Genomic DNA, 11,807 nt, shown 5'->3' with positions numbered 1-11,807 from the left:
ACGGAATCGTTCTGAAGAAGCGATAGCGTTCGCCTTTGTCTCCGGATTTCTACCCTTAAGGGATAGAATCAAGAAATAGGGAGACAACAGCGATCGTAAGAATGATCCGTCAGCGTAGCGACCTGCTTCGCATAATGATTCGCATTTATAAAGCACTTATTTTTTGTGTTGAGCCTGCATTGCTAACGGAGGGTTCGTCTCCAATTTGCTTCACGCGGGTGAAGAACTCGGCTGCAGTTCCAGCAAATACCCTTCATCTCCAATACCACCATCATCCGTACTTAAGGTCAAGAAGAGGTCCCCGGCTTGAGCGGAATTGGCGTAGATAATTGCAGCATCATGGCCGGTAACTGTAGTCAGGTCATCCTTTAATGCGGCTGCTGTGTGCTTAAGCTCCGTACTGAATAGGGAATCTACGACGATTTGCGCGGAATCCTTTAACTGAAATGTCCCTATTTCTCCCGTCCATTCTAGTAAGCTCGGAATGACTAGGGGAGCTGCATTGTTAACGTTTGCATTACTCATTATAAGGGCCTCCGTTTACACACTCGTACGATTCACTCTAAATTACCATGATTAAAATGAGGGGGAAATGCAATTCATGATCAGTTGCATGGATTATATGAGCAGTTCACTTGAAAATAAACCAACAGCATAAGCGCCATGCAATAATAGCATTATCCGAATTTACACGATTCCAACTAATGGAGAAGGGGAGAGGGATGGCAATGAATAGTGAGCCTCTTAGGGGTGCGGCGCCTGTATTAAAAGTAATGACTTATAATATTCATGGCGGTGTGGGAACGGATGACGCATTGGATTTATATCGAATAGCCTCTGTAATCAAGGGGGAGGAACCTGATTTTGTACTTCTGCAGGAAGTGGATATGAACATGAATCGTTCCGGTAAAGTGGACCAAACTGCCTCGTTAGCGAACTTAACTCGAATGAGTAATTATGTATTCGGGAGAGCCATTTATCACGACGGAGGAGAATATGGGAATGCCATTTTATCCAAATATCCACTCCATGTTTTGAGAAATCTCCCTCTTCCAGGTAACGAACCGCGTGCGGCCTTATTCGTTGATGCCGATATTACCGAGATTTACGGTACTAGGAAATCAATAACCCTTATTGTTACTCATCTGGATTGGGACAATGAACAAAGCCGAACCGAATCGGTAAGCAGGATTGAAACGTATTGTGCATCCCTCCCTCGCAAACCAGCGATGCTTTGTGGGGACCTGAACGATACGCCTACAAGTGCTACATTAACAGCATTCCAAAAGGATTGGATGCTTGAGAGTTTAGGTCAAACCTTGCTCACGGAGCCTTCTCAATTACCTATCCATCAAATCGATTACATCCTGTACCGGGAGTCAAACAACTGGACGATGAATGCGATTTATGTTGTTGATAACTTTGAAGCTTCTGATCATAAACCGCTAGTTTCCTATATGCAGCTTAGCGATTAAGAGCTTTATTGAAGTTTCGCATAATGTGAAAATCGAAGATCGATCCAGCTATACAAAAATAAGATAAGAGGTGCTTAAATGAAATTTAATTCGATGATAAAACCAACCCCGAAACAGCTCGCCTATCAGGCGTGGGAGTTTGGATTGTTTGTGCATTTTGGTCTGAGAACCTTTTATGAGGGTTATGTTGATTTTGATGAAAGAGAAATGTCCCCTTCGTTATTTAACCCGACCGATTTGGATTGTGAGCAATGGATACGTACAGCGAAAGAAGCGGGAATGAATTATGCCGTACTTACGGCTAAACACCATGATGGGTTCTCTAACTGGCCCTCCAAGTATACGAACTTCTCCGTCGCACAATCGCCTTGGAAAGAGGGGAAAGGGGATGTCGTTAAGGCGTTCATTGATGCTTGTCGTAAATATGATGTGAAACCTGGATTATACTATTCTCCATTTGACGGGTCTGCGGGTTTCTATAATCAGAACGCACAGGCTTATGATGATTATTTTGTTAATCAAATTACAGAGTTGTTAGGCAACTACGGAGACATTGATATCCTTTGGTTCGACGGCTGCGGTTCTGAAGATCATGAATACGATTGGGAACGAATTATCGGAGAAATTCGCCGTCTTCAACCGAATCTATTAATTTTTAATATGGGAGATCCTGATTTTCGCTGGGTAGGGAATGAGGATGGTATTGCGCCGCTTCCTTGCTGGAATGTGGTGGATGCGACTGAATTTTCAATATTAACCGAAGAGAAAGAAGCATTAGGGGAACAATTGTGGCTGCCGGCTGAATGCGATGTTCAGATGCGGGCGAATTGGTTCTATAGCGATCAGGATGAGCATACCGTCAAAAGTCTGGATCAGCTCATGGGCTTGTACTATTATTCCGTAGGACGGGGTGCTAACCTGCTGCTGAATATTGGTCCTGATCGACAAGGATTATTGCCGGCTAAAGACACAAGTCAATTAAAAGCGATGGGATCGGAAATTCGCAGAAGATTTGAGAACCCTATTGCAACCTTGAAACAATGTACGCATAACGAACTGGAATGGGTTTATGAGCCAACTCTTCCGCATTTGCTTGACCATATTGTTATTCAAGAAGATTTAACGCTTGGCGAACAGGTCCGAAACTTTCAAATCAGCATAATTACCGAGAAATCGCATCGGCCGATTACGATTTATGAGGGACAAAATATTGGCCACAAGGCGATTATCCGAATTCCTGCGATTAAAGTTCGAAGCGTCGTTCTTACCATTGTGAACTCGGAAGGTGTACCGTCCATTCAAGATATATCATTCTATTATGTTGGTGAGTGAGGAATAGATAGACAAGAATGAGGGTTAATTGTAGGAAAAGGAAAGAAGGAGATAGATCATTATTTAGCGAATTGTTATCCAGTATGGGGTGGAAATGAATGACCATTCGTGTTTGTATATGTGATGACGATCCTGTATTTCTAGATCTATTATCCGATTATATAGGTAAAGAAGCGGATCTCGAGGTAGTTGGTGTATCGGGGACCAAAGCTGATTTAATGGAACTATTGAGAACCGCAGCCATCGATGTGCTGCTGCTGGATATGAACCTTTCCGGAGACTACCAAGGGGGATTAAATGTAGCGCTCGAATCGCAGTGGCTAGGGTTCGATTTGAAGATCATCATTCTATCTTCATTTGATTTAGAAGAAGTGGTTCTACAAGCCATGACATTCGGTCGGGTAGTCAATTATATTACGAAGGAATATTACAGTGATATTCCAGAAGCCATTCGTCAAGCTCATACTAAGAAATCGGGAATCCATCACTCATCGGCGCGGAAGCTGGTTAATCAATTGATTAATACCCAGGAGCAGCAATTAAAATCGCAAATCACCAAGCTTCAGGTGCAAGTTCTTCGCTTGCTAAGCGAGGGGTATGATCGCAGCCAAATAGCGGATGAGCTATTCTATACGGAGCAATCGATCAACAATGAGATTTTTAAAGTAAGTAAGTTATTGAAGGGGAAGTTTCCCTACCTGGAATGGTTACGTCTTAAAAAACAAAACACAAGTGAAATTGTAGATTTGGCTAAAAAGTTAAATATTATACCATAGAATTATATTCGATTAAATACTCTATTCATTGAGTATTTTTTTTTATGATCAAAAGTTCATACTATCAGAAGTAAGTATGAAGGAATGAAGGAAGGTGTTCCGATGAACGTAGAGCGATTGAAATCACTATCATTCTTTGATGACTTCACTACGAGTGACATGGAGCATACCTCTCAATATATGAGTGAAAAGAGGTACGATCAGAACTCGTTTATTTTCATGGAAGGTGATATTGGGGATGAATTGTATATTGTTCTCTCGGGAACGGTGGAAATCAATCGATTCGATAATGGCAAGAAGTTTGTGCTGTCTACCCTCCAGGAAGGCGATGTTTTTGGGGAAATGTCATTGTTTGATGGAAGTGAATGTCGCTCGGCCAATGCGGAGGTTGTGGACAAAGCAGTACTTGCAGCAATTGAGAGGCGTAATTTACAAGGCTTGCTTGAAACGAATCCGGGAGTTACTTATAAGCTGCTAACGATTCTAATCAAGCGGCTGCGGCGAGCCAACGATCGCATTCATGACATCACATTCCTGGACGTACGCACACGCATTTATAAACAGCTGCTCTGTTTAGCCGAGGAATATGGCATTACGCTCAATCAAACGATCATGATCAACTTGCGATTAACGCAGCAGCAAATTGCTGATATGGTAGGCTGCACGAGAGAAATGGTATCGAAAGTATTGACTGAACTGCAGGCAGATCACATCATTGTAGTAAATAAGAAGCGGATTATCGTTAAAAACAAGCATCTGTTGTCAGATAAAGTAACTAGTTTTTAAGCTTGTTGACGATCGGAGGGTTACATGTCTACATTAGGGTTAATAGCGGTTACCTTATTGTATATTTATGGTCCGAAAAAAGAATCGATCAAATGGCTGCTATTCACAATGAGCTTCGCCGCTCTATACGATCTGGCACATTTGATTGCCAACGTGATATTGCCCGCAATGAAATCCTCTCAATGGAGCAATTCCTCGCTTTATATGGCACTAACGAAGGCAAATCCTTTGATTATTGTTCTGCAGGGGATCGTTACCCCTTATGGATTCCTCATGTTCTCCATTGTTGACTCGGAATTGATGAGTCGTCGCACGAACAACAGGTTGGCTGTCTGGCTGCTCTTCCCAATCGTGATGATGTGTGCTTTCGCTGCTGAGCAGCCCGATCTTGTGGTTGATTACAGAGTGTTATTATTATGGAATGCTCCATACTATCTCACCACTTGCTTCTTGCTCATTTTTGCTTATATCAAGGAGAAAAAAACCAAAAAGAAAACCTTGCGCCTTGTCGCTGCATGCGTAATTGTTCCATCCATTGTCGTTAATTTTGCGTTATACAATGTTGTTAGGGTATTTGGCTTTCAAGTGAATGAAGTAGAGTACTTTTATCTTTCTGGAGCGATTGTATTTAGTATCAATATTTTGTTCGCGATTCGCTTCGGCGTGTTTGGCGTGAAAATCAAATTTGAGAAACAATTGCTTGATCAAACCATCACGGGAGTTGCTTCAGGCACAGCCATGCTGAATCATACCTTGAAGAATCGGATAACCAACATTGACATGTTAGCATCACGGTTGAAAGAAACCTCCCGGCTGCTGCAATATGAACATATCAACGGCGACGTTGAGCTTATTCTGGCGGAATCCAAGCAAATGATGCAGATGATCAAACGAATTCAGAAGCAAATCGAAGAGGTAGAGATCATAGAGGATACCGACAATCTGATTGATATTGTCAGCCATGCCCTGCATGCCAATAGAAATTTATTTGAAAACAAACGCATTTCTGTCACGATGAATGATACTGCACAATTTCAAATTCTGTGCGACAGGGTGCATTTGCAAGAAGTGTTTAACAACTTGCTCCGCAACGCGATTGATGCGATGGAAGGGGAAAACGGGGCACTCTCCATAACTATCTATGAAAATAAAAAATACATTTTGATAGATTTTACCGATAATGGCAAAGGGGTTGCCAAGGAAGCTGTTCCTAAAATATTCGATCCCTTCTATTCCACCAAGCATAAGGAGGACAATTTTGGACTAGGGCTGTCCTATTGTTATCTTGTCATGCGGAAGCATGGGGGCAAAATAGAAGTGGCGAGCAAGCAGGAGACAGGAGCGACATTCACCATTCATTTACCCAAATCTCGCATTGTATAATATTTCCAAACCACATTAACTAACGTATAATCGATGTAGGGTTAGTTAGTTGGCGGGGGGAATAAAATTGATTTATTCAGCCATCCTGGATCTGTCGCTTGCTGGTTTTCTTTATTATTACGGTCCGAAGCAGGAGTCAAATAAGTGGGCGGTTCTTTTTTTGCTTTTTACCGGTTTAGGTAGTCTTTCCGATGTGGTTGTCCAGTCCGAACTGCGCAGCTTCCTCTTCTTCATCCTTCAAGCTTGTTCTCCATACGGATTTGTTATGTTCGCAATCTCCTATTCCGAAGCTGTAACCCACCACACCAAGAAATTACTAGCTTACGTGCTTCCTCTGCCTATCGCTGTAACGCTGCTTGTCAGTCCGTTGAGACCTGAAATACAGATTGATTTTATTCTCATGCTCTTATGGACGGCTCCTTATTATTTGGGGGGCTGCTGCTTGCTTGTTTCTTCTTATTTAAAGGAAAAGAACCGTGTAAAGAGAAAATATCGGCTCATTACGTCCTGCTTCTTTGTTCCGCCGATTATCGCCATTGTCGTATTCAACCATATGAACAGAGCTGTGAATCAGAAGTTTGACGGCTACTTGAACCTCTCTATCGTTGTTTGGTGCGGCTTTGTTTTTTTTATCATTGCTGCAATTCGTTTCGGAGTACTTGGGGTGAGAATAAGATTCGAGAGACAACTGCATGACCAGATGATAAAAGGACTTGCATCTGGCGCCGCTATGTTTAACCATGCCGTGAAGAATCGTATAACTAACATTGACATGCTGACGGGAAGAGTGAAGGAGCATGTGCATGCCCAACGCAGCGAACAAATAGACGAAGATATTGAACGAATTTTGGCAGAAACAAAGCAAGTGATGCATATGGTCAAACGGATTCAGAAGCAAATTGAAGACGTGGAGCTTGTGGAAGGTGGGGCGAACTTAATGGATATGATGACACATGCGCTGCATTCCAATCGTTATCTGCTCGAAAGTAAACGAGTTTCCGTTAGCACGGATTATTCCTTCGTCGGCGATATGATGTGCGATAAGCTCCATCTACAGGAAGTGTTCAGTAATTTAATCTGCAATGCGATAGATGCCATGGAGGGTGAAGGCGGAGCACTTGCAATAAGAATATATGAGGGCAAGAGCGGAATCCGGATCGACTTTGCCGATAATGGAAAAGGATTGGCTAAGAAAGCCGAAGCGCAAATCTTTGATCCGTTCTATTCAACGAAGAAGAGGGAGGAGAACTTCGGGCTTGGCTTGTCATATTGCTATCTTATCATGCAGAAGCATGACGGAAGCATCAAGGTGTCAAGCAATCAGGGTGCAGGGACAACCTTTACTCTACAGTTCCCCAAATATCGCAAAATGTAACCCGTTCACAGTATTGAACATCATATTCAGCTATACTTGCGGGTAACAAGAGATCGAGGAGGAACGAGTATGGAACAATCATTGTATGCAAAGTTCGGGGGAGTAGAAGGGTTAGCTCCGGTAGTAGATGAGTTCTACAAACGCGTGTTGGAGGATGAAACGGTAAATCGTTTTTTTGAGCATACGGACCTTGACCGACTGCGAAGGCATCAAGCCCATTTCCTTAGCTTTGCTCTCGGCGGACCTAATCAGTATACGGGCAAATCCATGGAGAAGGCCCATCAGGGATTTAACCTTCAACGTGAGCATTTCCAAGCCATCGCGAAGCATCTTCAAGGCACGCTTGAGCACTTCAATGTAAGCCAAGAAGATATTGCTAAGGTGTTTGAGCTTATCGTTCCGTTGGAAAGTAGCATCCTGCATAAGTGATGACTCGGAACGTTATGACAATCCGTTCGGTTAAGTTGTATGGGTGAGGCCAACGGTTCAATCCTCATCTTTGCCGAGTACTTGATTCGTTTATTCCAGCGTTTACTATGGTATGATGAAAATATAAATTTAGATTGGCGGTGATTAAATGGAAGAAGTTCGAACTACAGAAGACTTAATGGAACAGTTATCAAACATGAACAGAGAGAATTCTGTTCGCCAAGTCTTTATTCCTGGAAAAGGAAAATTCACTATCGTTCTTCAAGAGGAAGATCACAATTCCATTGCTGCGGATATCCAATCGAATCCTGACCTTGGACAAATGATGAATGAAAGCATGGAAGCCTATATAGAAGGACGTACTAAGTCCACATCAGAATTACTAAAAGCTTTATCTGTAAAGGATTTTAGTAAATGCCCTCACACATTCGAACAAAATCACCCCTGAAACCGAACAAAATGCCCCCTGTTCACCACACAACCCTCCATCACGCAACAAATACCCGAACCATCACAAACAACTGTCGGTTCTTCCGCAGCGTTCCTTTCGGTATAATGAAAGCGCATACTGTTCCGTAAAGTCCAGCGGTATGATGTCAAGCCCATGATTCTTACGAATTGGAAATTATCTTGGCTATAAAGCGTTTCAGCCAGGAAAAATGGGCGCATCAAACCTAACCCAGTAGAAAAAACGTCTAATTACCATATTTTTACTGGGAATTAATGAAGGACCTTGGCAAAGGAGGCGTTAATCCTTCGCGCTATTCACCTTCCTTCTAGGCGTGTAGAGTTGGCCGTTGCGTAGCAGTACATCGACCAGACGCACAAGTTTTCTTGCCGTTAAGACGAGGGCGCGTTTGTGTTGGTGCTTGGGTACTTCCTTGTATTTCTTCCGGTAATACTCACCGAATTCATCATCGCGGTTTTTCACCGAGTTGGCAGCTTCAACCAGGTAATAGCGAAGGAAACGGTTGCCGGATTTAATGCGTTTAGTGTCTTCTGCTTCAAACGGGCCGGACTGGTGTCTGCGCCATGTGAGACCGGCGTACTTGGCCACAGCGGCTTGGTCGTTGAATCGGTCTATGTTGCCGATTTCAGCGAGGATACCGGCGGCGTAAACGCGGTCAATGCCAGGAACGGAGCGCAAGCATTTAGACTCCGGCATGCTTTCAAGAATGCGTTCTATGGCCTTGTCGAGATCTTTGAGCTGGGCTTGGATACTCCGTATAGCTTGAATGGATGTGCCGAGCACAAGATCAATAGAATCCTCGACAACCTTTGAGAGTCGGTAAGAAGCTCTTGCGGCTTTCTGGATACAGCGAGCGACATTCTCTGGGTCTGGGAAGCGATTGCGTCCCTTATCTCGCAAGTAGTCAGCCAAATCAGTGACGTCCATCGTTGCGATGTCATCTAGACTGAACTTCTCTGAGAGCATTTCCATGAGAGCGTGGCCGAAAACGGAGCTATCCACTTCGGTAGTAAAGGCATTGCATTTGTAGAACAAGTTCTGCAGGAAGTATTGCTTCTCACGAGTCAAGTTGTGAACCATGTGAAACCGCATCCGGGTTAGGCGCTGAAGTGCGACATACTGCTCCTGCATGACGATGGTGGTCGTCAGTCTGCCGAAGCGAAGCCGGTCTGCAATGACCCATGCGTCGAGACGGTCGGTCTTGTCTAGGTCGGGGTAAGCCTCTCTGAACTTGCTGACGAGCTTCGGATTGATCGTAAAGACTTTGGTCTTTCGCTCTTTCAGCGCTGGATCTTCATGCATGTACATGGCGGGATGCCAGCTGTAGACCGAGGTGGCTTCTAGCCCAATGTGTATTTCCGAAGACGAATGCTTGTCCACCGCAATGACGATACGATCACGCAGATGGGAAGCCCCCTGCAAGTCGTTTTTCACTTTGAACGATTCCAGCTTATCGCCGTCCGAGTTCATAAAACACGCTTCTAGCTCTTGCGAGCTAACGTCAATACCGACAAATAGCTTCAAGTGGAATCTCCTCCTTTCTACAGGGGATCCAGGGAACGGACTCTCCGGGATGCCTCCGGCGCACTCGCAGATCAATCACCCTCGCATATAAGAACACGCTTCGGTCCATGAGCTGCCCCGGACCTGCTAAAACCGGGCATGGGCTACCGAAGGGAACAGCCAGCGGGTAAGAAGTTCAAACGAATACCGGAGAAACAGACTTTGAGAGTAGACAGTGCTACAGGAGAAATAAGAATTTCCCCGAATGGACCCTAAGTTCCATTGTCCAGAGGCATGCCGGAAAGTCCAGTCCCTTTTTAATTTTCAAGGTGCGATTTGCTGGAAATTTTGAAGTGGCCTTCCAGCCCCCTCGGGGGCTGGAAACTGGCATTCAAATAGCTTCAAGAAATACTATACGAGGAGATAGATAAATGAACTTTGACCTGAACATTGTACCTTTCAGCCGTAGAGAATCCTTCCTAGCGATCTCGATTCTGCCTGAAGCCCAAGATAGACAACAAGGCCTGTATCTGCGCACGGTGCGTGGTGGCGATGATAAATTCGGCGAGGCGTTCCATATTGATATGCTGGATGAAAGCGGTCATTCCGTGCCGTTCAAGGCAGAAGCTTGCCCCGAGCGGATTCGGCTTGAATCGCCGGCAGGCTTAACGGCTGAGATCTGTATCTCTGACCGCCGGACATTCAGAGTTCGTACGAGAAAATGCGGAATTCGCTTGACCTTCCGTACAGCCGCTTACGATTATGCGTATCAAGCGGCGCCGAGCAGCTGGGAAGTGAACAGCTTTACGCATGAATGCAGGTTCATGCTGACTGCGCTGACTGGCGATCTGAAGATGGAAGTACCATGGGACAAAATCAAAAGCTCCTACGTAATCGCGAATTTCCTGCCAGATGGCCAATCGGGTATTTCCGAGTTCGCCATTGAAGAATTCCGCACGGTTTGGGAGCCAAGAGCGGAATGGGAATCGTTCGACGATGCTGTGAAACAAGTGAAAGAGGAATTTAACCAGTGGCTGGATCGCAGTCTACCCTTGCCAGAGCACTGGGAAGAAAGTCGAGAGCTGGCCGCCTATATCACTTGGTCCTGCTTTGTTCCGGCAGAGGGCTGTCTGACCAGACCAGCGATGTATATGTCGAAGAACTGGATGACGAATATATGGAGCTGGGATCACTGCTTCAATGCGATGGCGCTTGTTCGCCATGATCCGAAGCTGGCGTGGGATCAATTCATGATCTTCTTCGACCGGCAGGATGAGAGCGGCTTGATTCCTGACTTTATCAATGATAAGTATGAGCTCTGGAACTGTAACAAACCGCCCATACACGGGTGGACACTTGCCTGGATGATGGCCAGAACGGACTACATCAAGGACGCGCAGCTTCGTGAGGTCTATGGACCTCTGTCCAAATGGACGAAGTGGTGGTTCCGTTATCGCGACGGCGATAGAGATGGAATTCCGCAATACAATCACGGCAACGACTCTGGCTGGGATAACAGCACGGCTTTCAATAATGGCATTCCGGTCGAAAGCCCGGATTTAGCAGCCTTTCTTATTCTGCAAGCGGAGCTTTTGGCAGAAATCGCGGGACTGCTCGGGCATACGGAAGAAGCGACCGAATGGCGACGGCTTGCTGAGGGCACACTGGAAAAGATGATTAGCCATTTCTGGAAGGATGGCCGATTTACGGCTTGCCGCTCTGGTACGCATGAGATTTCCGAAGGAGACAGTCTCCTCTTGTTCGTTCCGATTCTGCTGGGCAAACGTCTACCTGAGCCGATCCGCACAGCTCTTTTGAATGGGCTAAGGGAGGAAGGGCGTTTCTTAACAGCTAATGGATGGGCGACAGAGAGCGTGAATAGTTCTTTCTATAATCCGGACGGCTATTGGCGAGGCCCCATCTGGGCACCCTCAACTATGCTGCTTGTGGAAGGGGTCGCCGCAGCGGGAGATCGTGAGCTGGCAGAGGAGGTCTCACGCCGATTCTGCTCGATGCTGGATCGCAGCGGAATGGCTGAGAATTTCGACGCGATTACGGGACAAGGCTTGCGCGATCGGGCTTTTACCTGGACGTCGAGTGTATTCCTGATCCTAGGTAATGAGTATACAAACTAAGGAAGTGCTGCACTTCCCCCACGCCGCAAAAACGGGCTGAGGGGAGGTGCTTTTGACGTTTCGGAGGCAATCTTTGCAGATGTTGAACCTACCGCCGCCCAGGACTTCCAATAGAGGGAGAAGATTCATTGTTCGCTCCAAGCG

The 11,807-nt window shown here is 45.3% G+C and carries 11 protein-coding genes; 9 read left to right on the top strand and 2 right to left on the bottom strand.

Annotated elements, in window-relative coordinates; all coding sequences use genetic code 11:
- Positions 1 to 210 precede the first annotated feature (210 nt).
- On the bottom strand, positions 211 to 525 hold the full coding sequence (locus EKN16_RS18685; protein WP_125660524.1) for a glycoside hydrolase family 20 zincin-like fold domain-containing protein: 315 nt from the start codon (positions 523 to 525) through the stop codon (positions 211 to 213).
- Positions 526 to 722: 197 nt separating this feature from the next.
- Between EKN16_RS18685 and EKN16_RS18680 the strand changes: the two genes are divergently transcribed.
- The 8 genes from EKN16_RS18680 to EKN16_RS18645 all read left to right on the top strand — a co-directional run bounded on the left by EKN16_RS18680 (position 723) and on the right by EKN16_RS18645 (position 8,004).
- Positions 723 to 1,475, top strand: coding sequence for an endonuclease/exonuclease/phosphatase family protein (locus EKN16_RS18680; protein ID WP_183530659.1), 753 nt, complete (start codon positions 723 to 725; stop codon positions 1,473 to 1,475).
- A 78-nt stretch (positions 1,476 to 1,553) separates the two neighbouring features.
- A complete protein-coding gene (locus EKN16_RS18675) occupies positions 1,554 to 2,807 on the top strand; it encodes an alpha-L-fucosidase (RefSeq protein ID WP_125660519.1) in 1,254 nt (417 codons plus the stop codon).
- A 98-nt stretch (positions 2,808 to 2,905) separates the two neighbouring features.
- Complete coding sequence (locus tag EKN16_RS18670) at positions 2,906 to 3,583, top strand: response regulator transcription factor (RefSeq protein WP_125660515.1); 678 nt, start codon at positions 2,906 to 2,908, stop codon at positions 3,581 to 3,583.
- A 102-nt stretch (positions 3,584 to 3,685) separates the two neighbouring features.
- Positions 3,686 to 4,369, top strand: a complete 684-nt coding sequence (locus EKN16_RS18665; RefSeq protein WP_164522871.1) for a Crp/Fnr family transcriptional regulator — start codon at positions 3,686 to 3,688, stop codon at positions 4,367 to 4,369.
- Positions 4,370 to 4,393: 24 nt separating this feature from the next.
- Complete coding sequence (locus tag EKN16_RS18660) at positions 4,394 to 5,752, top strand: sensor histidine kinase (RefSeq protein ID WP_125660509.1); 1,359 nt, start codon at positions 4,394 to 4,396, stop codon at positions 5,750 to 5,752.
- A 67-nt stretch (positions 5,753 to 5,819) separates the two neighbouring features.
- Entirely contained in the window at positions 5,820 to 7,127 is a 1,308-nt protein-coding gene (locus EKN16_RS18655; protein ID WP_125660506.1) for a sensor histidine kinase, read from the top strand.
- A gap of 69 nt (positions 7,128 to 7,196) precedes the next feature.
- A complete protein-coding gene (locus EKN16_RS18650; RefSeq protein ID WP_125660503.1) occupies positions 7,197 to 7,556 on the top strand; it encodes a group I truncated hemoglobin in 360 nt (119 codons plus the stop codon).
- 148 nt (positions 7,557 to 7,704) lie between these two features.
- On the top strand, positions 7,705 to 8,004 hold the full coding sequence (locus EKN16_RS18645; protein WP_125660500.1) for a hypothetical protein: 300 nt from the start codon (positions 7,705 to 7,707) through the stop codon (positions 8,002 to 8,004).
- 300 nt (positions 8,005 to 8,304) lie between these two features.
- Here the strand turns inward: EKN16_RS18645 and EKN16_RS18640 are convergent, their stop codons facing one another.
- Positions 8,305 to 9,549 (bottom strand): IS110 family RNA-guided transposase, encoded by a 1,245-nt coding sequence (locus tag EKN16_RS18640; RefSeq protein ID WP_125654929.1) that lies wholly within the window; start codon positions 9,547 to 9,549, stop codon positions 8,305 to 8,307.
- A gap of 410 nt (positions 9,550 to 9,959) precedes the next feature.
- Between EKN16_RS18640 and EKN16_RS18635 the strand changes: the two genes are divergently transcribed.
- Positions 9,960 to 11,663 (top strand): amylo-alpha-1,6-glucosidase, encoded by a 1,704-nt coding sequence (locus tag EKN16_RS18635; protein ID WP_125660497.1) that lies wholly within the window; start codon positions 9,960 to 9,962, stop codon positions 11,661 to 11,663.
- Positions 11,664 to 11,807 lie beyond the last annotated feature (144 nt).

This window comes from Paenibacillus baekrokdamisoli, from assembly GCF_003945345.1.
GTDB lineage: Bacteria > Bacillota > Bacilli > Paenibacillales > Paenibacillaceae > Paenibacillus_Z > Paenibacillus_Z baekrokdamisoli.
This window is presented reverse-complemented; position numbering and strand designations above follow the sequence as displayed.

Bases quoted from the DNA above. Each gene is read 5' to 3' on its own strand.
- EKN16_RS18685 (WP_125660524.1), bottom strand. From the start codon at position 525: ATGAGTAATGCAAACGTTAACAATGCAGCTCCCCTAGTCATTCCGAGC.
- EKN16_RS18680 (WP_183530659.1), top strand. From the start codon at position 723: ATGGCAATGAATAGTGAGCCTCTTAGGGGTGCGGCGCCTGTATTAAAA.
- EKN16_RS18675 (WP_125660519.1), top strand. From the start codon at position 1,554: ATGAAATTTAATTCGATGATAAAACCAACCCCGAAACAGCTCGCCTAT.
- EKN16_RS18670 (WP_125660515.1), top strand. From the start codon at position 2,906: ATGACCATTCGTGTTTGTATATGTGATGACGATCCTGTATTTCTAGAT.
- EKN16_RS18665 (WP_164522871.1), top strand. From the start codon at position 3,686: ATGAACGTAGAGCGATTGAAATCACTATCATTCTTTGATGACTTCACT.
- EKN16_RS18660 (WP_125660509.1), top strand. From the start codon at position 4,394: ATGTCTACATTAGGGTTAATAGCGGTTACCTTATTGTATATTTATGGT.
- EKN16_RS18650 (WP_125660503.1), top strand. From the start codon at position 7,197: ATGGAACAATCATTGTATGCAAAGTTCGGGGGAGTAGAAGGGTTAGCT.
- EKN16_RS18645 (WP_125660500.1), top strand. From the start codon at position 7,705: ATGGAAGAAGTTCGAACTACAGAAGACTTAATGGAACAGTTATCAAAC.
- EKN16_RS18635 (WP_125660497.1), top strand. From the start codon at position 9,960: ATGAACTTTGACCTGAACATTGTACCTTTCAGCCGTAGAGAATCCTTC.